The sequence below is a fragment of the Paenibacillus odorifer genome (genome assembly GCF_000758725.1).
Classification (GTDB): Bacteria; Bacillota; Bacilli; order Paenibacillales; family Paenibacillaceae; genus Paenibacillus_AQ; species Paenibacillus_AQ odorifer.
Genome location: NZ_CP009428.1, coordinates 96,854 through 118,187 on the forward strand (window position 1 = coordinate 96,854; position 21,334 = coordinate 118,187).

22 protein-coding genes, 1 tRNA gene and 2 riboswitches are annotated in these 21,334 nt (G+C 43.7%); of the genes, 13 read left to right on the forward strand and 10 right to left on the reverse strand.

Translation table 11 applies throughout. The features are described from left to right. Positions 1–117 precede the first annotated feature (117 nt). The 9 genes from guaB to PODO_RS00480 all read left to right on the forward strand — a co-directional run bounded on the left by guaB (position 118) and on the right by PODO_RS00480 (position 8,069). A complete protein-coding gene (gene guaB / locus PODO_RS00440) occupies positions 118–1,575 on the forward strand; it encodes an IMP dehydrogenase (RefSeq protein WP_036679982.1) in 1,458 nt (485 codons plus the stop codon). Between the two features lie 125 nt (positions 1,576–1,700). Then, on the forward strand, positions 1,701–3,095 hold the full coding sequence (locus PODO_RS00445; RefSeq protein ID WP_036679981.1) for a D-alanyl-D-alanine carboxypeptidase family protein: 1,395 nt from the start codon (positions 1,701–1,703) through the stop codon (positions 3,093–3,095). A 112-nt stretch (positions 3,096–3,207) separates the two neighbouring features. Next, on the forward strand, positions 3,208–4,089 hold the full coding sequence (gene pdxS, locus PODO_RS00450) for a pyridoxal 5'-phosphate synthase lyase subunit PdxS (RefSeq protein WP_036679980.1): 882 nt from the start codon (positions 3,208–3,210) through the stop codon (positions 4,087–4,089). 18 nt (positions 4,090–4,107) lie between these two features. Further along, entirely contained in the window at positions 4,108–4,704 is a 597-nt protein-coding gene (pdxT, locus tag PODO_RS00455) for a pyridoxal 5'-phosphate synthase glutaminase subunit PdxT (protein ID WP_038568040.1), read from the forward strand. A gap of 74 nt (positions 4,705–4,778) precedes the next feature. Beyond that, positions 4,779–6,065 carry a serine--tRNA ligase gene (serS, locus tag PODO_RS00460; protein ID WP_038568043.1) on the forward strand — a complete coding sequence of 429 codons (1,287 nt, stop codon included), beginning with the start codon at positions 4,779–4,781 and terminating at the stop codon, positions 6,063–6,065. 67 nt (positions 6,066–6,132) lie between these two features. Beyond that, positions 6,133–6,221: transfer RNA gene (locus tag PODO_RS00465), tRNA-Ser, on the forward strand. 145 nt (positions 6,222–6,366) lie between these two features. Further along, on the forward strand, positions 6,367–6,708 hold the full coding sequence (locus PODO_RS00470) for a hypothetical protein (RefSeq protein WP_036679977.1): 342 nt from the start codon (positions 6,367–6,369) through the stop codon (positions 6,706–6,708). Positions 6,709–6,719: 11 nt separating this feature from the next. Further along, positions 6,720–6,872, forward strand: a complete 153-nt coding sequence (locus PODO_RS00475; RefSeq protein WP_036679976.1) for a small acid-soluble spore protein P — start codon at positions 6,720–6,722, stop codon at positions 6,870–6,872. Positions 6,873–6,977: 105 nt separating this feature from the next. Further along, positions 6,978–8,069, forward strand: a complete 1,092-nt coding sequence (locus tag PODO_RS00480; protein WP_038568046.1) for a hypothetical protein — start codon at positions 6,978–6,980, stop codon at positions 8,067–8,069. A gap of 105 nt (positions 8,070–8,174) precedes the next feature. Here PODO_RS00480 and PODO_RS00485 read toward each other — a convergent pair whose 3' ends face one another. Both PODO_RS00485 and tadA read right to left on the reverse strand, forming a co-directional pair. Next, entirely contained in the window at positions 8,175–8,744 is a 570-nt protein-coding gene (locus tag PODO_RS00485; protein ID WP_038568049.1) for a GNAT family N-acetyltransferase, read from the reverse strand. Further along, positions 8,745–9,266 carry a tRNA adenosine(34) deaminase TadA gene (tadA, locus tag PODO_RS00490; protein WP_052096704.1) on the reverse strand — a complete coding sequence of 174 codons (522 nt, stop codon included), beginning with the start codon at positions 9,264–9,266 and terminating at the stop codon, positions 8,745–8,747. Positions 9,267–9,570: 304 nt separating this feature from the next. Here tadA and PODO_RS00495 point away from each other — a divergent pair, with 304 nt between their 5' ends. Both PODO_RS00495 and rluF read left to right on the forward strand, forming a co-directional pair. Further along, the gene (locus PODO_RS00495; protein WP_036679971.1) at positions 9,571–11,898 is read left to right on the forward strand and encodes a sensor histidine kinase; all 2,328 of its coding nucleotides are present in this window, start codon (positions 9,571–9,573) and stop codon (positions 11,896–11,898) included. Continuing rightward, positions 11,888–12,589 (forward strand): 23S rRNA pseudouridine(2604) synthase RluF, encoded by a 702-nt coding sequence (gene rluF / locus PODO_RS00500; RefSeq protein WP_036679985.1) that lies wholly within the window; start codon positions 11,888–11,890, stop codon positions 12,587–12,589. The genes PODO_RS00495 and rluF overlap by 11 nt, the downstream gene beginning before the upstream one ends. Before the next feature lie 112 nt (positions 12,590–12,701). Here rluF and motB read toward each other — a convergent pair whose 3' ends face one another. Both motB and motA read right to left on the reverse strand, forming a co-directional pair. After that, positions 12,702–13,517 carry a flagellar motor protein MotB gene (gene motB, locus PODO_RS00505; RefSeq protein WP_036679969.1) on the reverse strand — a complete coding sequence of 272 codons (816 nt, stop codon included), beginning with the start codon at positions 13,515–13,517 and terminating at the stop codon, positions 12,702–12,704. Then, positions 13,501–14,301, reverse strand: coding sequence for a flagellar motor stator protein MotA (motA, locus tag PODO_RS00510; protein WP_036679967.1), 801 nt, complete (start codon positions 14,299–14,301; stop codon positions 13,501–13,503). Before motA ends, motB begins: the two co-directional genes overlap by 17 nt. Positions 14,302–14,507: 206 nt before the next feature. Between motA and PODO_RS00515 the strand changes: the two genes are divergently transcribed. Further along, a complete protein-coding gene (locus PODO_RS00515) occupies positions 14,508–14,801 on the forward strand; it encodes a hypothetical protein (RefSeq protein ID WP_036679966.1) in 294 nt (97 codons plus the stop codon). Between the two features lie 228 nt (positions 14,802–15,029). Then, a complete protein-coding gene (locus PODO_RS00520) occupies positions 15,030–15,317 on the forward strand; it encodes a 4a-hydroxytetrahydrobiopterin dehydratase (protein ID WP_036679964.1) in 288 nt (95 codons plus the stop codon). Between the two features lie 81 nt (positions 15,318–15,398). Here the strand turns inward: PODO_RS00520 and PODO_RS00525 are convergent, their stop codons facing one another. The 6 genes from PODO_RS00525 to PODO_RS00550 all read right to left on the reverse strand — a co-directional run bounded on the left by PODO_RS00525 (position 15,399) and on the right by PODO_RS00550 (position 21,249). Further along, the gene (locus PODO_RS00525) at positions 15,399–15,755 is read right to left on the reverse strand and encodes a c-type cytochrome (RefSeq protein ID WP_036679962.1); all 357 of its coding nucleotides are present in this window, start codon (positions 15,753–15,755) and stop codon (positions 15,399–15,401) included. 127 nt (positions 15,756–15,882) lie between these two features. Then, positions 15,883–16,368: a GNAT family N-acetyltransferase gene (locus PODO_RS00530; protein ID WP_036679960.1), complete on the reverse strand. Its 486-nt coding sequence runs from the start codon at positions 16,366–16,368 to the stop codon at positions 15,883–15,885. Between the two features lie 188 nt (positions 16,369–16,556). Beyond that, complete coding sequence (locus tag PODO_RS00535; RefSeq protein ID WP_036679958.1) at positions 16,557–17,048, reverse strand: C40 family peptidase; 492 nt, start codon at positions 17,046–17,048, stop codon at positions 16,557–16,559. 5 nt (positions 17,049–17,053) lie between these two features. Continuing rightward, a riboswitch (cyclic di-AMP (ydaO/yuaA leader) is annotated at positions 17,054–17,196 on the reverse strand. Positions 17,197–17,558: 362 nt separating this feature from the next. Continuing rightward, entirely contained in the window at positions 17,559–17,987 is a 429-nt protein-coding gene (locus PODO_RS00540; protein WP_052097401.1) for a C40 family peptidase, read from the reverse strand. 57 nt (positions 17,988–18,044) lie between these two features. Further along, a riboswitch (cyclic di-AMP (ydaO/yuaA leader) is annotated at positions 18,045–18,183 on the reverse strand. A 217-nt stretch (positions 18,184–18,400) separates the two neighbouring features. Beyond that, positions 18,401–19,237, reverse strand: coding sequence for a hypothetical protein (locus tag PODO_RS00545; RefSeq protein ID WP_052096706.1), 837 nt, complete (start codon positions 19,235–19,237; stop codon positions 18,401–18,403). A gap of 5 nt (positions 19,238–19,242) precedes the next feature. Continuing rightward, positions 19,243–21,249 (reverse strand): M1 family metallopeptidase, encoded by a 2,007-nt coding sequence (locus PODO_RS00550; RefSeq protein WP_038568057.1) that lies wholly within the window; start codon positions 21,247–21,249, stop codon positions 19,243–19,245. Positions 21,250–21,334: the final 85 nt, after the last annotated feature.

Consider the following 21,334-nt stretch of genomic DNA (forward strand, 5'->3'; position numbering starts at 1 on the left):
TGTTCAGCCCCCAGATGTACAGAATTGTCTGTCGTGAATGGACTGGAGTCAAAGGTTCTTCTTTCATAAAGTTTGTAGGCGGGTATAATTTAAAACAACCGAGGAGGAATGACCCAGGTGTGGAAAGATAAGTTTGGTAAAGAAGGTCTAACTTTTGATGATGTGCTGCTGGTTCCGCGTAAATCTGAGGTACTGCCTAAAGAAGTGGATTTGACCACAGTTCTAAGTAAGAATGTGAAGTTGAATATTCCACTTATGAGTGCAGGGATGGACACAGTCACAGAAGCAGCCATGGCCATTGCAATTGCTCGTGAGGGTGGCATCGGGATTATACACAAGAATATGCCTGTAGAGCAGCAAGCGGAAGAAGTAGATCGTGTGAAGCGTTCCGAGAGCGGAGTTATTACGAATCCATTCTCACTTACGGCAGAACACATGGTATCTGATGCAGAGCTTTTAATGGGTAAATATCGCATTTCCGGAGTGCCGATTGTAGACAGTGACAATAAACTTGTCGGTATTCTAACTAATAGAGACTTACGCTTTATTCATGATTTCAATATTCAGATTAAAGAAGTTATGACACATGAGAATCTTGTAACAGCTGCTGTGGGTACAACCCTTCAGGAAGCAGAAGGTATCCTGCAACGTCATAAGATCGAGAAGCTTCCCCTTGTGGACGAGAATAATATTCTTAAGGGTCTCATCACCATTAAGGATATTGAAAAAGCTATTCAATTCCCTAACGGAGCCAAAGATGCACATGGCCGTCTACTTGTTGGAGCAGCTGTTGGTATCTCTAAAGACACGTTCGAACGTACTGCAGCATTAGTAAAAGCTGGTGTGGATCTGATCGTCGTCGATTCTGCACATGGTCACCACATTAATATTATTGAAGCGGTTCGCCAAATTCGTGAGTTGTATCCTGATCTTACGATTGTTGCTGGTAACGTAGCTACAGGCGAAGCAACCCGTGAACTTATTGAAGCTGGTGCATCTGTAGTTAAAGTAGGTATTGGACCAGGATCGATCTGTACAACACGCGTTATCGCTGGTATCGGCGTACCTCAGGTTACAGCCATTTATGATTGTGCGACAGTTGCTCGTGAGTATGGAATTCCTATTATCGCTGATGGCGGTATTAAGTATTCTGGGGAGATCACAAAGGCTATCGCAGCTGGTGCTCATGCTGTAATGATGGGAAGTATGTTTGCGGGTACAGAAGAAAGCCCAGGGGAATCTGAGCTCTATCAAGGCCGTAAATTTAAAGTATATCGTGGTATGGGCAGCATGAGTGCCATGAAACAAGGCAGTAAAGACCGTTATTTCCAAGATGATGATAAAAAGCTCGTTCCTGAAGGAATTGAGGGACGTATTGCTTTTAAAGGGCCTCTTTCTGACACTGTTCATCAATTGATCGGCGGATTGCGCTCAGGTATGGGCTATTGCGGTACGAAGTCATTGGAAGAACTGCGTAACGATACTTCTTTCATTCGCATCACAAGTGCTGGACTTCGTGAGAGCCACCCGCATGATGTGCAAATTACAAAAGAAGCACCAAACTATTCCGTATAATGGACTAACCGTATTATTTTTTGGACAGACAGGACTATTTCGTCCTGTCTGTCTTTTTTTGCGGGTACCCCTGTGTTAGAATAGAACAAGCTATTGATATGAGATTTAAAGGAGAGTCGTAATCATTGAAGCACAAACGAAAATTTAATGGTAAGCAAATTGTAATTAAGACAGCGACTGTAGGTCTGCTTTTAAATATGTTAATGAACCCAGTAATTCCAGCATTGGCTGAAGCGGGCAAAACTCCGGTTACAACCGAAGGTGCCGCAACTACTACTGAAACTGCACCCAAGACCAACGCAGTTAAGATCCCTTCTGTGGAATCTCTTAACTTGGAATTGAGTTCTGCTATTCTAATAGAACCAACTACAGGCCAAGTACTTATGGCTCTAAATCCAGATACACCACTCCCACCTGCGAGTATGACCAAGATGATGACTGAATATCTTGTATCTGATGCCGTGAAAAAAGGAGACATCTCTTGGGATCAGAAAGTTATCATTCAAGAGAATGCTTCCAAACAGGTCGGATCACGAATTTTTTTGGCAGCTGGAGATGAACATACGGTTAAAGAGCTATACATAGCGATGGCCGTAGGATCGGCGAATGATGCCACAGTTGCTTTGGCAGAATTGGTATCGGGTTCAGAAGAACAATTCGTAGAACTAATGAATCAGACTGCACAGAAGATGGGCATGAAAAATACCTATTTTATTAACTCAACTGGACTTGATCGGGCAGACATGCCGAAGAAATTCCGTCCTGATCTTGATAAAGAGACTGTAATGTCAGCTAGAGATGCAGCTACTCTTGCTAAATTTATAGTTACTGACCACCCGGACTTCACTGAATTTACAACGATTCAGTCTTATAAATTCCGTGATCGGGATACAGCGCCGATCATTAACTACAACTGGATGCTGGAAGCTAACAAAAGTATTCCCAACTTTAAGGCATATGCTTATCCAGGTCTAGATGGACTGAAGACTGGGCATACCACAAATGCAGGTAACTGCTTTACCGGTACTGCTGTGCGTGATGGAATGCGTCTAATCAGTGTTGTTATGGGTGCTAATTCAGAGGCACATCGATTCACAGAAACTAAAAAAGTGCTCGACTACGGGTTTAACAACTTTGAAATCAAACAGGTTGTAGCTCCGAAGGCTGTTATTGCTGGCACGGAAACAGTTCCGGTACTGAAAGGCAAGAATAAAGATGTTTCTATAGTTACTGATGAAGGAGTTTCTTTCATTGTTCCTAAGGGAACTGTTTCTCCTGAAGTTACTACAACTGTTGTAACAAATGACCCTGCAACTTTGGTTGCTCCTATAGCCCAATCCTCTAAAGTAGGTAAAGTTACCTATTCCTACAAGGCTGAAGGCATGCAAGCAGCACAGGAGAAAACAGTTAATCTGATCACTGTAGAGGAAGCTGAGAAAGCTGGCTGGTTCAAGTTGTTCCTTAGAGCGATTGGCGATTTCTTCGGTGATTTATTTTCAGGGATCAAGAACTTGTTCTAATGCAGTTCGGTGTCGAAATCAGCAGTAAATCCGAGTAAATGGGTTGTAGATTTCCCTTCATTGGGGTAAAATTACAAGTTAGATTAAGATAGATCATTCGGGGGGTTAGGACATGGAAACAGGTACATCGCGAGTTAAAAGAGGCATGGCAGAAATGCAAAAAGGCGGCGTCATTATGGACGTCATGAATGCAGAGCAAGCAAAAATTGCTGAGGCTGCTGGTGCAGTTGCTGTTATGGCTCTGGAACGCGTACCTTCTGACATTCGTGCAGCTGGCGGTGTAGCACGGATGGCCGATCCTACAATTGTAGAAGAGGTTCTCAAAGTGGTAAGTATCCCTGTTATGGCTAAGGCTCGTATCGGCCATTATGTAGAAGCGAAAGTTCTAGAATCTTTGGGTGTTGATTACTTGGATGAGAGTGAAGTTCTTACTCCTGCTGATGAAGTATTCCATATTGATAAACATGAGTTCACCGTTCCTTTTGTATGTGGAGCGAAGGATCTGGGAGAAGCACTGAGACGTATTAACGAAGGTGCCTCCATGATCCGTACAAAAGGTGAACCAGGAACAGGCAACATTGTTGAGGCCGTGCGTCACATGCGCTTTATCAACAGTCAAATCCGTAAAGTAACGAATTTGTCCAAGGACGAGCTATATAATGAAGCAAAGAACCTGGGAGTTTCCTACGAGCTGTTGCTCGAAGTGCATGAGCTTGGCAAACTGCCGGTTGTTAACTTTGCCGCTGGGGGTGTAGCTACACCTGCCGATGCTGCTCTTATGATGCATTTGGGTGCTGATGGTGTATTCGTAGGCTCGGGTATTTTTAAATCGGACAATCCTGAGAAATTTGCGCGTGCGATTGTTGAAGCCACTACACACTATACTGATTACAAACTGATTGCTGAAGTATCCAAGAACCTTGGTGCACCAATGAAGGGGATTGATATTGCAACTCTCACCCCGGCTGAACGTATGTCGGAGCGTGGCCGTTAATAGAGAGAAGGTTGTAGGATGAAGATAGGAGTATTGGCGCTTCAAGGCGCTGTTACGGAGCATATTGTTAGTATAGAGAAGACCGGTGCAGAAGGCGTGCCTATCAAGCGTGTGGAGCAGCTAGAAGAAGTTGAAGGCCTGATTATCCCCGGCGGAGAAAGTACAACGATTGGAAAGCTAATGCGGAAATATGGTTTCATAGAAGCCATCCGTGATTTTTCTGATCAGGGCAAGCCTATTTTTGGCACATGTGCGGGTATGATCGTGCTGGCCAAAAAAATTGCCGGTGGTGAACCGGGGCATTTGGAGCTGATGGATATTACCGTAGCCCGGAATGCATTCGGCCGCCAACGGGAAAGCTTTGAATGTGATCTGGAGGTTAAAGGCATTGATGAGCCGGTTCGTGCTGTATTTATACGTGCACCGCTTATCAACGAGGTAGGACCGGGAGTTGATGTGCTTACAGTCTATAATGATGAGATTGTAACCGCGCGCGAAGGGAACTTGCTGGTGTCTTCTTTTCATCCAGAACTGACCGATGATTTCAGACTGCACCAATATTTTGCCGATATGGTAGAGGTGAATAGGGAAGTCCAACAACAAAATCGCATATAAAGAACATCCTGACTCTTTCAAAGCTGTAATCAGCATTTTGAAAGAGTTTAGGCTGTTTTCAGGAGGGAAACTTTGTGTTAGATGTAAAAATACTACGTAGTGATTACGCAAGAGTGGAAGAGGCTTTAGAAAAACGGGGCAAATCACTGGATTTAATTGCTGATTTTCCACAACTTGATTTGCGTCGACGTGAATTACTGCAAGAAACCGAAGGGCTTAAGAACCGTCGTAATACAGTTTCGGGTGAAGTAGCGAAAAAGAAAAAGAACGGCGAGCCAGCGGATGACCTAATTACAGAAATGCGTACGGTATCTGACCGTATTAAAGAGCTTGATGATGAAGTACGTGAACTGGAAGCTCAGATTGCTGATCTTACTATGAATATCCCTAATATTCCTCATGATTCAGTTCCAGTAGGGAAGTCTGAGGATGATAACGTTGAATTACGCCGCTGGTCGGAGCCCAAAGAGTTCGGATTCACTCCGAAATCACATTGGGAGCTTGCGCAGCAGCTTGATATTATTGATTTCGAAGCTGCAGCAAAGGTTACAGGATCCCGGTTTGTTTTCTATAAAGGACTTGGAGCACGTCTAGAACGGGCGCTGATTAACTTTATGATGGATCTTCACAGTGGTGAGCATAACTATGAGGAAATGCTGCCGCCTTACATTGTGAACAAAGATAGCTTGTATGGTACAGGACAACTGCCTAAATTCGAAGAGGATCTGTTCAAGCTGCGGGATACCGAATACTATTTGATTCCTACAGCTGAAGTACCGGTAACGAACTACTATCGCGAAGAGATTTTGACGGCAGCTGACCTGCCTAAATACCATGTAGCTTACAGCTCTTGTTTCCGTTCTGAGGCGGGCTCGGCGGGCCGTGATACTCGCGGTTTGATTCGCCAGCATCAATTCAACAAGGTAGAGTTGGTGAAGCTCACCACCCCTGAATCCTCTTATGAGGAATTAGAAAAAATGACAGCAGACGCTGAAAGTGTGCTGCAGCTGTTAGGACTGCCTTATCGTGTACTTGGGTTATGTACGGCTGATATGGGCTTTACATCGGCTAAGACGTACGATCTGGAAGTGTGGTTGCCTGAGAGTGGGATGTACCGTGAGATCTCCTCTTGCTCAAATACAGAAGATTTCCAAGCGCGCCGGGCAAATATTCGTTTCCGTAAGGATCCAAAATCGAAGCCTGAATTTGTTCATACGCTGAACGGCTCTGCTTTGGCGGTTGGACGTACAGTTGCTGCAATTCTTGAGAATTATCAGCAAGAGGATGGCAGTGTTCTGATTCCAGAATGCCTACAACCTTATATGCGCAATGTAAAATCGATACAACCAAAAACTATTTAAAGATATAGTTGCTTTTTCTTTGCATTGTATGGTACAATCCTAATGCATGTGAAATTTAAATGCATTTGGAGAGGTACCGAAGCGGTCATAACGGGGCGGTCTTGAAAACCGTTAGGGTGCAAGCCCACATGGGTTCGAATCCCATCCTCTCCGCCATTCCTTTATGAACTTAAAGAATAATTAGATAGAAACCGTTCCCTCTGGGGGACGGTTTTTTGTTTTGTTTGGTAGACCGAGTTCTATTGAGAATAAAAAGCTTCATTTCTCCGCAATGTATTAGAGAAGGAGGATGATCATAATCATGGATAGATCATTAGAAGTTGATCAGCATAAGCTTGTTTCAGCCTGGCAGGAGCGTTTGCCGGCGTTGATGGATGATGGGGATAGTTTCAGTGTGCTGGCGGATAATGGGGATCCGAATAGCTTGCTGATTCATTTTAATGCGGCAGGTCATCAAGGCTATTCGCTGGATTTTCGCTGCAAGTATGTAGATAGCAGAGAAGTGGCAGTGGATCTGCTGGATGTGGAACAGAGCGGTCTCCATATTGATGAGCGTAGTGATGCCGTACAGCAGCTGGCACAGCAATACTCACGGCAAATTCACGAATGTGCTCAGGCTCTTCAGAACTTGACCAATCCTTAGGAGGAATGAAAATGTCGAAACCAAAAAGTATCCCTGTTCCTGGGGCAGAGCCAACAAGTGGTGAGCGGAGAAAAGACCATGCTCCTTCAGGTCCAGAACCGCTTTCAGGTTCTAAAAAGGTGAAACAAGCGAACCATGTTGACCACCATAATCCACAAGGTTAACAAATAAAAACGTTAAGAATTTTAAAGAAGTGTTTCTTGATTTTTACAAATGGTTTATCATAGGAGGGGGAGAGATTTCTTTTACAATGGGAGAGGAGAACAATAATGAACAAAAAGTGGGGTTTGTCGGCCGCTGCATTGCTGCTTACAGCAGCAGTAATTCTGCCGGGATGTGCAAGTAAACAGGAGGCGCCAAAAGAGGCCTTAAAATCAGCCGCTACTAAAGCGACTACAATGTCATCTTATGAGATGAAGAGTAAATTCACGATCAACGATCTTACGATCGAGACTTCTGACGCTGAATCTGCTGCAATGACTACACAGGTACTTAGTATGCTTAAGAATGCTGATATTACCATTGATGGGGTATATCAAGCAGAGCCAATGCAGACAGAACTAACTATGGTTCTGAATCTGAAAGGCGATATGAGCATGAGCTTTAATGTTCCTATGGTAATGACTGCCGAGAAGTTGTATGTTAAGATTCCATCTATTCCTTTCGTACCGATTCCTGAGACGATCCTCAATAAGTTTGTAGAGGTTGATCTGAAGGCGTTGGCAGAGCAGGAGGGTGCAGAATTTAACCCAAGTACGATGGATACTCAAAAAATGCAGAAGCTGTCTAATGAAGTGGTGGACACTGTCCTAGCTGAATATGACGAAGAAAAATATTTTAACGAGATTGATCCCAAAGATGCTAATTTACCAGAAGGTGTGGAAGCTAAACAAGTTGTTCAGTTCCAAGTGACTAACGATAATGTTAAAGAAGCAATCACTATCTTGGTGAATAATGCCCTGCCTAAAATTATTGATATCGTAAGCAAGGAAGAATACAAGGATATGCTGCAGATTAAAGATGCAGATCTAGCTAAGGCTAAAGAAGAACTGACATCAGGTGAAGCTAGAACTGAATTGGATAAGGGCTTAGCTGATCTTGATAAGTACCTTACCATCAACCAGTTCCACTATAATACTGCGATCGATAAAGATGGATACGCTGTGTATCAGGATTTATTGATGGATGTTAAAGTAAATGATCCGGAAGATGGCACAAAAGTGGCCTTCTCAGTAAATGGAACGGGCCAATACAGTAAGATCAACGAGAAGCCGGTATTCAAGATTGGTATCCCTCAAGGTGATGATGTAATTACAATGGATCAACTTGGAGAAGAATTCGGTGGTATGGGAACTTATTAATCCCAGCTCGCAAGATTAAGACCCGCATGATGCGTATATTATACGCCCATGCGGGTCTTTTTTTAGGAAAAAAAGTAGCACTCATTCCTGCGACAATGCAGAATCTTATTTCCGTTCCTCAGTCAGCACATCTTCGGTTAAGATTGCGTAGGTTTGGTGATCCTGCCACTGTCCATTTATTTTAAGATACTGACGGGCGATCCCTTCAGGTTTGAACCCACTCTTCTCCAGGACTCTTCGGGAAGCTTCATTATGCAATAAAATAGCTGCTTGAACTCTATGTAGACCTAAGGCCCGGAACGCATAGCCGAGGACTAATCCGACTGCTGCTGTCATATAACCTTGTCCTTGCATCCGATGATCCATTAAATATCCTAAATCAGCATATTGTGCTATACCTCGTGAGACGTTGGACAATGTGATCTGACCGATTATCTGTCCATCCAGCAGATAAATGCCGAACATATAAGCTCTGTCCTGTAGGGCGTCCTCAATACGCTGATTGATGATCTGTTGTTGACTCTCCAGGGTAAAGAAGTGCTCATCACGTTTTGGCTCAAACGGTTCATGGGTTACCCGGTTATTTAAACGAAGCTCCAGCAGGCTCTGTGCATCCTTAAGCTCAAGTGGAGAAATATAGATGCCTTGAGAGGTATGATATAGAGTAAGGGTCATTTAGGAGTCCTCCTTTTGTTTTATTGGCTTTTTACGTAAACGGCGAAAGAAGGAGGTGAGTAGATCTGCACATTCTTCTTGTAAAACACCCTGTATTACCTCAGTTCTATGATTAAATCGCGGCTCTTCAAGCAAGTTCATGAGGGTCCCGGCACATCCAGCTTTAGGGTCAGGCGTTCCATATACCGTGAGAGGCACTCTGGACTGCACTATTGCTCCTGCACACATCGGACAAGGTTCTAGGGTGACGTACAGCCGGCAATCCAGCAGACGCCAAGAATTCATGACATTGCTGGCCTCACGAATGGCTACCATCTCTGCATGGGCTGTCGAATCCATTGTCGTTTCTCGTAAATTGTATCCACGTCCTATAATTTCACCATGTCGAACAATGACAGCGCCAATAGGAACCTCACCTAATGCCTCAGCTTTACGTGCTTCTGCGATCGCCTGCCTCATCCAATATTCATGAACCGCTTGTATATCTTCTGGCGATTCACTGGCTTTAATATTCAAGATCATCTTCCCTTCTTCTATAACCATTGTACAACGAACAAATATTCGTTCTTAACAAAATGTGCATAACTCTGTGGATAACAGCCTACTTATACACATTTTTGTACACACCGGACTTTAATAATTTGTTTATATGTGCATAAGATGTGGATGGTTTCTTATATATTGTAGAGAAACACCTTTTGAATTTCAATATTTGGTGAATTAATAGGCTTGTTTTAAATGTCCTTTTCAAATGAGGGGGCAAAAGGTATGATGTTTATTATAGGCTCCGCAAGGATTTACCAGTGGATAAGAGGTGAATAACAGTTTGTCCATAAAGACAAAACTATCTGCTATTATTTTTGGAGCGGTACTGCTAATTTTAGCATTGAATCTGACATTTAACCTTTATGCCGCTCAGAATAATCTAAGAAATGAAAACGTAAATAATATGCAGATCACCGCTATGCAAATGGCTGTTTCTGTAGAACAAAGTAACTATAGCTCTAACTATGTAGAATATCAAATTGCGCATAACTTAAGAATGGCTGCCATCTTTGCCTCTAAGGAATTGGGTCCGGATTATAAGAATATAACCAATGCTCAACTTAAGGCCCTAACTTCCAAGTTGGGCGTGTCTAATATTTCAATTCTGGTAAAGACTGATAATGATATCGTGGTGACAAAGGCATCTAATCCTATTGATATAGGAATGTCCACTCAAGGTTGGGGTTACTGGTACCTTGCCCTTTTGGAGTTATTTGATAATCAGGAAGTCACTGTGGGACAAGGTCAGGCATTGGATCATTTTTGGTCAGGCCCATTTGAATATTCAACCTACAATCCCGATTTCATTGAGAAGTGGGGTTATTATCATGATGAAGCAAGTAACTACATCATTAATCCTGTTATTCTCAATACTGCGGCTAGTGAATATGTCAAAATCACCAATCCCGATCAAATTGTAGAGCGAACCAAAGAAGTTAATCCAGGGATTTTAGAGCTTACAGGATTTAATCCAACAACATTTGGTTTAGCGAGTATGGCGGGTGATGGAAGCGATGCATTTAAAAAGAAACTTGGCAACCGCCCAATTAAGTTCGGTACCTATACTTATGGTAATGTGGAGCAAGATAAAGCGGCCATTCTATTAGCTCAGCAGAAGCAGAAGCCAGTTACACTGGAGACGAGGGTACATGGGAAAAGAGTGCTTAAAAGCTTCATCCCTATTCAGAATCCTAAAATGGAGCCCTACGTAATCGGTGTAGTTTTGGATTATTCTGTGATTTCATCCGTAGTTCATGAACAATTAGCCAATTATTTGACTACGTCTCTGTTGTTGCTGGCATTATTTTTGCTATGTAGTTACATACTTTCAGGTTTTGTTACTCGTCCAATTCAGGCTATACTTGCCAAAGTCAATGATGTAGCGCGAGGTAAGTTCGAACCTCCATTAAAGGTAACCTCTCGTGATGAGTTAGGTCAATTAGCCTTGCGGATTAACGCTATGACTTCTCATCTTATGCAACGCACCAATCGTCTTAAGCAGACGCTGGAAGAGAACCGGGCGGTTAAGGAGCATTTGGAATCCGTAATTAACGGGACGTCTGATGCGATTCATACGTTGGATATGGAGGGACGAATCACTAGCACTAACAGGGCCTTTGAGGAGCTGTATGGATGGAGTGCAACAGAAGTGATCGGCAATATGCCATATCTTGTACCCGCGACAGCGCTTAAGCAAGAGGAAGAGCGGCTGGACGCGTTAAGAAATGGTGCAGTTCTGCCGCCGATTGAGACAGTGAGACTTAAACGGGACGGATCATTAGTTGAGGTTAGCGTTAGTACCTCGATAATTCGAGATGAAGAGGGTTATCCCCATTCCTTTATTCACGTTTCTCGTGATATGACGGAACGCAATCGAATGGAGGAGCTGCTTAGACGCTCTGAGAAACTAACTACAGTCGGCCAATTGGCCGCAGGAGTAGCTCATGAGATTCGTAACCCTCTTACCACATTAAAAGGATTTTTACAGCTTCAACAGGAGAAGGAGCTCTTGGTTCCGCTTCATGTAGAGCTGATGTTATCCGAGCTGGAGCGGATTAATCTTATCGTCAGTGAATTCTTAATCCTGGCTAAGCCGCAAGCCGTTCATTTTCAGGAAAAAGATCTTCGCTACATATTAGGTGATGTAGTTTCTCTATTGGATAGTCTCGCTCATCTACATGATATTCAATTTAGTACGAAATTCTCTGAACAACCTGCTACTGTACATTGTGAAGAGAACCAGCTGAAGCAGGTATTCATTAATATTGTTAAAAATGCAATTGAGGCTATGCCTGAGGGTGGCGTCATTTCAATGGAACTGTGGAACTCTGTGGATTGCGTCTTTATAGTAATCAAAGATCAGGGTGAAGGGATTCCAGAGGACGTGCTGCCTAAGCTGGGTGAACCGTTCTTCACGAATAAGGAATCGGGGACTGGTCTTGGGTTAATGATTAGCCAGCGTATTATTCAGGCTCATAAGGGTCATTTGGAAATACAAAGTGAAGTTGGCCGGGGGACAACCGTTATGATTAAGCTGCCTGCAGCTGGAGGGGGTACACCTTGGCTTAACATTAAGGATGAACGGAGTGAAGAACAACGTGAGAATTAATAAATTCATCAGTGAGACAGGGTACTGTTCACGCCGAGAAGCAGACAAGCTTGTGGATGCCGGCAGAGTTACGATCAACGGAGAGCCTGCTGTGCTGGGCAGTCAGGCTGTTCCGGGCGATGATGTGCGAATAGATGGTATAGCGCTTGAAACCTCAAGCCAGACGGTCTACATTGCTCTAAACAAGCCGGTAGGGATTACATCAACCACAGAACAGCATATCAAGGGGAATATTGTCGATTTTGTAGGTCATCATGAACGTATATTCCCGATTGGTCGTCTCGATAAGGATTCGGAAGGATTAATCTTGCTTACTAATGATGGCGACATCGTTAATAAAATTTTGCGGGCGGAAGGCCGGCATGAAAAAGAATATGTGGTTACCGTGGACAGACCCATTACGCCTTCGTTTATTACCGGCATGTCCAGCGGTGTGAAAATATTAGGTGAGAAGACGCTGCCCTGTGAGGTCACGCGTATTACGGAGCGTGTCTTCCGTATTATTTTGACAGAGGGCAAAAATCGCCAGATTCGTCGTATGTGTAGCGCTTTTGGCTATGAGGTTCGAAAGCTGCAACGCATTCGGATTATGAATATTCGCCTGGGGGCATTGCAAACGGGAGAATGGCGGGAACTGTCTGCTGATGAGAAGAAAGAGCTTGGAGCTACGCTGAACTACGAGTTACTGTAGGAGTGTCATTACAATAATACAGTTCCATATAGAATGTAGTACTGCAACAAAAAAAGAGCTGTCCGGGGTCTAAGACCTTTGGACAGCTCTTTTTATTACCTTACGAAATCACTTATTCAGCAGAGGGAACAATCCCTGTAAACTCTTTGGTTTCTTGATATTTTCGAATAATGGAAACCTCTACCCGGCGATTCTTGCTTCGACCGGTAGCTGTGTCATTATCGGAAATAGGATGATACTCGCCGTATCCAATCGCACTAAATTTGCGTGGATTTAGATTTGTGTTCTGCAGCAAAATCTTCATGAACTGAAGTGCCCGATCCGCACTCAGATCCCAGTTGGATGAATAGTTGCTATTAGAAATCGGAATATCGTCGGTGTGCCCTTGCACTACTACATCATAATCCGGGAATTGCTGCAGCATCGTTGAGATGGATTTAGCTAATTGCCGCGAATCATCCTTAACAATGGCTTGGCCAGAAGCGAACAATGCGTTATCACTGATCGTAATCATTAGCTGAGATTGATTAAGCTTCGTACTGAGCAGATCCGTTAGACCGTTGCTCTTAATATATTGATCGAATTGTTTCTTAAGCTTCTCTAAATCCTCTTGTTCCTTTTGTCGTAGCTTTGCCATTTCTGCTTCTTCAGCTTTCTTGGAAGTAGAGCTACCCATCTTATCATTTTTCCCTAGATCTTCTTGAGTCTTACTAGGCATTGCTGCCCGCTCTTCAAGAATACCTGTACCGCCATTAAGTGCGGAACTGAAGGCCTGACTCATCTCTTCAAATTTCTTGGCATCCGTTGCACTCATAGAATACATAACGATGAACAGAGCCACCAGAAGAGTCATGAGGTCGGAGTAAGGTAACAGCCACGATTCATCGGCATGTTCTTCATGCTCTTCGTGTCTAGTCTTTTTGCTCACCTGATCCACCGTCCTTCTCATTTAACTTAACGCGTTGCGAAGGTGTTAGGAATACAGCAAGCTTCTGATTGATGGCAATAGTAGATACACCGGACTGTATGGACAAAAGACCTTCGACCATCATCATTCGAACTTCGATTTCTTGTTTGGAGAGACGTTTCAGCTTATTAGCAATAGGATGCCATAATACGTAACCTGTAAAGATACCAAGCAATGTGGCGATGAAGGCAGCCCCGATTGCCGCAGCCAGTTTGTTCATATCACTCATATCAGCCAGAGCGGCGATGAGACCGATAACCGCCCCGAGCACCCCGAGGGTAGGAGCATACATACCTGCCTGTGAGAAAATGAGGGCTCCTGCTTTATGTCTATCCTCTGTGGCGTGGATATCCTCCATGAGGACATCGCGGACAAAATCCTGATCATTTCCATCAATAATCATCCGCATGCCGTTTCTGAGGAAGTTATCTTCTATTTCATCGACCTTTGATTCTAGAGCCAACAGACCTTCACGCCGTGTGATAGAAGCCCATTCCATGAACATAGTGATTAATTCGGGTTTACTGATTAATTTCTTTTTGATAAAAATCATTTTGAACAGACTTGGAATCTTTTTGACCTCGTTGAAAGGAAAGGCCATGAAAATAGAAGCTGCCGTACCCACCAAGATAATAACGTAAGCAGCGGGTGTGGCCAAAGCATGAAGTGGAGCGTGCTTGAGGATCATGCCCCAGATTACAGCAACCAAACCAAAAATTAAACCAATTATTGTTGAAATTTCCATTTTGCACCTCGTCCGTGAGATTTAAGATGTGTTCCGACAATGCCGCGTATATCATCCTTGAAACAGCGGCAGGGCACTCTGTGCGAAACCGAATTAACGTATATTCTTATTTATCGACATCATTCGGTTTTTTGTGAAGTCATTTTTTCGGCTATAATGGATAAGGTAAGTAATTATTCATCTGTGAAGAAAACGGAGTGATATACGTGGGTGTAAAGCATGGTAGAGATTACGGTGAAATTCTAACCGATTTGACCGAAGCCGTCGGACGAATTTCCGATGGATATTTATTTTTTGAGATGGATCCGGACGAGTGGCAGGAACTACCCCAAGAATCAAAGCTGGAGGTATGGGAAGCATTGGCTGAGGATCTTTTCTTCGCGCTGGGTAATGAACCTATGATTGAAGTGGGGAGCGGCGTAATTATTTACGATAAGGACACTCACCGCATTAATATTCTAGTTGGCGAAGAGGATTTGGCTTCAGTAGTTTTGATTTAGGCAGAGGAGACGTCTGGACGTAATTTGCCCGTAGTTAGTAGCCCGTGTTAAAATTGATAAAGCCGAGTTATAATCGCTGGGATTTGTGAATACATTTAATCGAAAATATCGCCTTTATCCTGGCACATCCCTTGGACCTCAGAAGCTAAGGGATGTTTTGTTTAACGCCTAAGACAAGTAAAGGGAACTACGCACTTTACTGCAATTTTTTGTAAGGGAGGAAACGAATTGTTATTTACGGAAGAGGAACTGCGTGAGGAGATCACCAAGCTGGAGGGCTGGAAACTGGAAGATAATGTTATGGTGCGAAAATATATGTTCAGCCAATATATGAAGGGCATTGCGTTCGTTGATGAAGTAGCCACGATTTCAGAAGCCTTCGATCACCATCCACATATTACGATTGATTATAAAACAGTTACCCTGCGCCTGAAATCTAATGAAGAAGATGGGATTACAGCACTAGATCTTCGAGAGGCGCATGAATTTAATGAAGCCTTTGAAAAAAATCATTAGTTTAGCCAAAATCATAAAATAAACGCCCGTGCACAGATAGTCACCTATCTCATACACGGGCGTTTTTGGTTGCTTGGCTGGTTACTTTTTCTCTGAGAGCCAGAGTGCGACGTTGGCGATCTCTTCAGGAGCTAGCTTCTCCTTAAAGGAAGGCATTTGGCCACGTCCTTTGGTGACGATGCTGTAGATTTCCTCAGCGTCATGCTGACCGCCTTCATTCTGAAGACTTGGTCCAACTCCACCTTGAAGCTGATCGCCGTGACAGGTGATACAGCTGGCTTTCACGGTTGCTTCTGCCTTTGCCGCGTCCAGTTGAACTACCGGCATCGTGGGCTTATTTTCTTCTGCTACCTCTTCTTTACCCGGAAGTGTAAACATGAGTACTACCGCAAAGGCACAGGCGGCAAAAAACAAACCGCTCATGATCCATTTCTGCATCCCAATTCGTCCCTTCTATGTAAGCTGCTCCCTACATTATAGCTTATGGTGAAGCGTTATCATAGGGTTTGTGACAAAAAAATGAACGAGAATACAATCATTCTTATGAAATATCTGGTATTTAATATCATTTGTCATAGACCATGCAATAAAAAGGTTTGTCTCCTGTAGGTGTGCGGCGTTCATACGTATCTGTAATCGTAAATCCACATTTTTGATAAGTTCGAATGGCGCGTTGGTTCCAGGTCAGGACTTCCAGATCTATCTCACGATCAGGATAACGATTCAAGGCTGTCTGGACGATGGCATCTACGAATAGTTTGCCTAAACCATGGCCGCATAGATCGGGGCGCATCCCAACTCCTAAACGGACGACTCCTTCCATCGGGAACAACTGTGCGAATCCGCACAAAACCTCATTTTCATTTAATATGGAGATATATTGTTCCTCCCGGAGCTGCGGATCACCAAACTCGATGCCAAGAGCCTGCATCTGCTCCCACGGCATCCAGCCATAAATATTATATGGGGGCGTATAGCTCCACTTACAAATAGCTTCTCCGTGAATTGCCTCCATAGGAACAACATGAAAAGTTACCGAGGGATTTATCATAAGGTCAACGATCTCCTTTCACGAGGACATTGCTATATTATTAATTATATACAAAATGGGGGAGGTTCGACTCAGAAACTTTATATGAGGGGAATGTTTTACAAATTATGAGAGGGGTAAATAAGTAATAAGACAAAAAAACAAGCTCTCCTCCAAGAGTACCTTGGAAAAGAGCCTATGTACGTTATTTATTGCACATCATCATTGTCTTCCGATTCAGCAGCAACCGATTGGTAAGCGTCTGTGCTCATAATGCGCTTGGCACCAACGTAGCGTTTCACGTAGTAGCTATCACTCAGAGAGCTAATCGTAACACCGCGTGAGGTAGAAGCGTGTGCGAACTTACCTTCACCGACATAAATGCCGACATGGGAGACACCTTTGCCACTTGTATTGAAGAATACAAGATCTCCGGCTCTTATATCATCACGGGAGATTGCTGTGCCCATTTGATATTGGGAACCTGATTGGTGTGGAAGGTTAATGCCAATCTTATCAAACACATACATTGTAAATCCGGAGCAATCAAATCCGTTAGTGGATATACCGCCGGATACGTATTTAGTACCGATGGCCTTGTCAATCACTTTATCCATTTTGGAATCTGCGAAAGCGCTTCCTGCTCCGATGGTGAGGATGATGGAAAAGCTTAGTACTGCTGCTGCTAACTTCTTCTTCAAAAGTGTATACCCCTTCCAAATGCCTACGAGGTTAGCTTAAGGGTTCGGTTGAAGGTCCCCTATGACCTCTCTATATAATGGAGGTCAATTCACCCAAAGTTGGTTCCCCCGTTTTCCTAATAGTTAGGAAACTCGGCTCATACTGTTGATTAGGATTAGCTTGTAATCAATACATGACAAAACCTTTGTAAATAACAACTTAATGATTACAAAAATGTTACTAAAATCTCACTGCGCTAATTGTAACAAACAGAAAGCCGCTTGGCAATCGTTTTTAACATATTAATGCAGAAAAATTGGCATTTTTACGGTAGAAAGGCATATGTAAGCGTTAATAATGACCTAATTTTTAATATAATTGCAATTTTTATCAAATAAACGTGTTTCAATTGGGCTCTAATAGTGTAAAAATATATTATGGAATAAAGAAAAACCCGAATTTGATTACGGGCATAATCAGATTCAGGTTCATATAGTTGTAATTGTGAGGTTATAGTTGTGAGGAAGGTTTCAATCGAAGGCTACAGCTTGATAAGCTGAAGTACTCATTACTCTTTTAGCGCCAACATAACGATTGGCCCAGTAGGCCTGACTGAGTGAAGTGATGGTCACTCCACGCGAAGAGGACGATTGTGCGAATTTTCCGTTTCCAACATAAATGCCGACATGGGATACTCCATTGCCAAGTGTGTTAAAGAACACTAGATCACCAGAACGCAGATTGCTTTTGGATACAGCAGTTCCAACGCTATATTGAGCTTTTGATGTACGAGGTAAAGTAAGACCCACATTCTTGAATACATACTTTGTAAATCCAGAGCAATCAAATCCGGCAGTGCTTGTACCTCCGGTTTTATAGGCAACTCCAATAGTCTTTGAGATTACAGAGTCCATTTTAGAGTCGGCAAAGGCGCTTCCTCCACCAATAGATAATGCCATTACAAGTCCTAGCGCCGCAGCGACGCATTTTTTTCTTAAATTATGTCTTTTCAAAAGATGTACTCCTTCCAAGGCCTGCGAGGTTAGCTTAAGGGTTCGGTAGAAGATTCCCTATGATCCCTGTAAAGCGAGATCAATTCACCCAAAATATGGTTCCCCCACTTCCCGGTGCAAAGGAATTAGGCGTGTTAAGCACCAGAGAATGACGTTTCGACAGTTACACTTACGATAAATACATTTAGTTATGTAGGAATCGTTTCAATTGATTACAAAATTGTTACTAATAGCACAGGACTTATTGTAACAGAGCTTTTACGATTTTGCAAATACTCTTAAGTTATCCGTATTGAGAAAAAGTCCCAGCTCCTAAATACAGGAATTGGGACCTTTTTATTATGTCAAATAAGGTTGATTTATTGTGGAAATGCTTTGCTACGCCATAGATGATATTGTGCAGAGATTCCCCACATTTTTAAGAGCGTAGAAGGTAGTGGTGAGATTTGCCGTATTATAAGTGCCGGTAGGCCGGGACAGAACAGACCCGTCAGTCCGCACACTAGCAGTAAGAGCAAGCCTCCCGCACCAAGTACAATGGAAACACCTATAGCAGGAATCAGTGACCGCAAGCAGATGAACAGTGAGGAGAACATTCCTGTACCGCCGGTGTAACCAAACTGCATATATAGAAGAAACAGGCGCACGATAAAAATATATATAAGCCATGCCAATACGTATGGTACTAAATGAAGTAACAAAGCGTAGTTAAACAAAGAGGATAAGAACAGCCCGTACATTTTTGGAGCAAGCCAGTAAAGCGGCAGCAGGGTCAGCACCCATTCGATTAGGCTAAAGACTAAGACAGGTAGTCCATAGATCTTCATGCCAGGGAAAAAGAACAGTCCACGCTCGCCCTTTCGCTCCTGGTGGAGCTCATGCAGCAATCCTGCCCTTATGAAAGGGGAAAGCAGAAGTCGCAAGACAACAAGCGCCAGAAGCATCCATAACCAAGTGCGTATCGCAGGGTCCGTATTCAAGCTGAACTGTCCCTCGATATAATATAACAGTCTGCCCATACCGCTGCCTCCGGCGTCTTTATCCGGATAGCGCAGTAGAATCGGAATAATAGCAGATCGGATGAAACCATACATAAAGTAGCCCCAGAGCAGTCGGTAGATGAAGAGCAGAATTAAAATATAAAATTGCTCCTTCATGCTTTGCCAGCCGCGGGTTATCGATGTTCTCACAATCATTCACCTCACCAGACAAGAGTTCCGAGCACGGTTTCAAGTAGTTTAGTTACACTTAATGTCCAGCGAGAGAGCGTCTTGGGCTCTATTTCCGCCAGCCTAAAGTTGTTTAGATGTTTGCTCTCCAATAAGATGGAATGTTCAGGGTCAATCTCAGCAGAGAGAAGAGGCTTATCGCTTAACAATTGCAACGTAGTCTCTGCTCCTTCACCGTTCCAGACCCGCTGCACCGAAGAGCTGTCGGCGAATGTGAATTTCACGGGAACATCAACGTAATGGCTCCCTTTGTTTGAAATCTTCACTAATGATTCGTAGCTTGGAGCATCGCCGCTGTTATTTTTTTTAAAAGTAATCGTATCTACTGAGAAGTCAGGCGCTCCATCACCATAAATGTAATCATCGAAATAGGTCTGCCATGATTTTTTGGTTACCTTCTCAACGACTTTCTGAAAATCTGACGTAGCAGGATGCTCGAAACGGAACTTACGAGCGTAGGAGGACATGATGTTGTTCATTGCTTTGGTACCTACCTGGCGTTCGATATCTTTAAGTACAAGCTTGCCGCGGATATAAACATTTCGGCTATAGGAATCCGCCCCTGCATATTTCCACGTTTCCAGATTTAACGGCTCAGGTATAGTTACCAGGCTGGCCTGTAAAGGCAAATTAGACTTGATACCGTATTCTTGCTCCATAAGTCTGTCTTCGGCATAGGAAGTGAAGCTTTCATCCAGCCAGGCCTCCTCGAATTCATTACTGGCTACCATACCGTAGAAGTATTGATGGCCGATTTCATGAATGACGGTTCTTTCAAGTGAGGTATCTGGAGAAGAATCCGCGGCCCCAAAGGCTGTAATAAGGGTAGGGTATTCCATTCCTCCAGCACCGTTGCCCTCCTTAGGTGGGACGACAATAGACAGCGTAGAGTAGGGATAAGGACCATACCATTTGCTGAAGTAGGTCAGGGCAGCCTTGGCAGCCTGAAGGTAACGCTCTTTTAAATCTTTGTGTAGTGGGTCGAGATACACCTTAATTCGTACTCCAGGCACCTCCGGCGTAGAGAAGGCTTCCTCAGCTACTGTAAAATCAGGGGAAGCGGCCCAAGCGAAATCGTGGACATCATCGGCGTAGAACTGATATATTTTCTGATCTTGTTTGAGCTTGGCATTTTTTACAGGAAATCCGGTCGCAGCCACCGTATAGTTGGAAGGGACGGCAATCGTTACATTAAAGATGCCAAAATCACTGTAAAACTCAGAGGTTCCGTGATACTGATGCAGGTCCCAGCCTTCTTCCTTAACTCCGCGTGTGCCCCTCGGCTCGTATACACTAAGCTTAGGGAACCATTGCCCAGCCATAACGAAGTTACCTGAAGCACCCATGCGAGCAAAGATTTTGGGCAGCTGGACTTCATACTGAAGCTTAAGTGTTACGCTTTCCCCACCATTAACAGGCTGAGGAAGATGTACCTTTAGGAGCGTCTTATCGTTGATATTGCCGTCATCAGGTTGGACATATTGCACTCTTTGCATTAGCGAAGTTCCTTCTGTCGTGCGCAGATCGGTCAGCGTCATATTTCCGAAGCCGTTCTCAGGCATGCTGTCGCCTCTGAGCGTCCCCCCGGATTCCTTCATAAAGGTGGTATCTGATGAGGCAAATGCATTTGGATACATGTGAAAATATAAATCACTTACTGGCTTTACTCCGGGGTGTGTCCAGGTTACTGTCTCAGAAGCTTTTAAGGTTTCTGTGTCAGGAACAAGCTGGACATCAATGTGATACTCGACTACCCGCTGGCTTAAAGCCTCCTCTGCCGGGACGGGCGCGCTCTCAGGCAATACCTGCTGTGGTACGGCTGCAGGCGCTGTGCCGCTGGAGGACTTGGCCTCTTTTGAAGCGAAGCTAGTAACAGAAGCCGTAGAGCTATCCCCTGAAAAGGCCCATATTCCTCCTCCCAGCAGCGCGAGGATGGCCAGGGTCGCAAAGATGATGTACTTTAATGACAGTGACTTCATAGTGTGATTCCTCCCGTGACAAGCATCTACGGGATGTATATGTTTGCAATCGCCGCATTATTAGCTAAAATTAAATTATTCGTAA

Bases quoted from the DNA above. Each gene is read 5' to 3' on its own strand.
- pdxS (WP_036679980.1), top strand. From the start codon at position 3,208: ATGGAAACAGGTACATCGCGAGTTAAAAGAGGCATGGCAGAAATGCAA.
- pdxT (WP_038568040.1), top strand. From the start codon at position 4,108: ATGAAGATAGGAGTATTGGCGCTTCAAGGCGCTGTTACGGAGCATATT.
- PODO_RS00470 (WP_036679977.1), top strand. From the start codon at position 6,367: ATGGATAGATCATTAGAAGTTGATCAGCATAAGCTTGTTTCAGCCTGG.
- PODO_RS00475 (WP_036679976.1), top strand. From the start codon at position 6,720: ATGTCGAAACCAAAAAGTATCCCTGTTCCTGGGGCAGAGCCAACAAGT.
- PODO_RS00480 (WP_038568046.1), top strand. From the start codon at position 6,978: ATGAACAAAAAGTGGGGTTTGTCGGCCGCTGCATTGCTGCTTACAGCA.
- PODO_RS00485 (WP_038568049.1), bottom strand. From the start codon at position 8,744: ATGACCCTTACTCTATATCATACCTCTCAAGGCATCTATATTTCTCCA.
- tadA (WP_052096704.1), bottom strand. From the start codon at position 9,266: ATGATCTTGAATATTAAAGCCAGTGAATCGCCAGAAGATATACAAGCG.
- motA (WP_036679967.1), bottom strand. From the start codon at position 14,301: ATGGAAATTTCAACAATAATTGGTTTAATTTTTGGTTTGGTTGCTGTA.
- PODO_RS00525 (WP_036679962.1), bottom strand. From the start codon at position 15,755: ATGCAGAAATGGATCATGAGCGGTTTGTTTTTTGCCGCCTGTGCCTTT.
- PODO_RS00530 (WP_036679960.1), bottom strand. From the start codon at position 16,368: ATGATAAATCCCTCGGTAACTTTTCATGTTGTTCCTATGGAGGCAATT.
- PODO_RS00540 (WP_052097401.1), bottom strand. From the start codon at position 17,987: ATGGCATTATCTATTGGTGGAGGAAGCGCCTTTGCCGACTCTAAAATG.
- PODO_RS00545 (WP_052096706.1), bottom strand. From the start codon at position 19,237: ATGATTGTGAGAACATCGATAACCCGCGGCTGGCAAAGCATGAAGGAG.
- PODO_RS00550 (WP_038568057.1), bottom strand. From the start codon at position 21,249: ATGAAGTCACTGTCATTAAAGTACATCATCTTTGCGACCCTGGCCATC.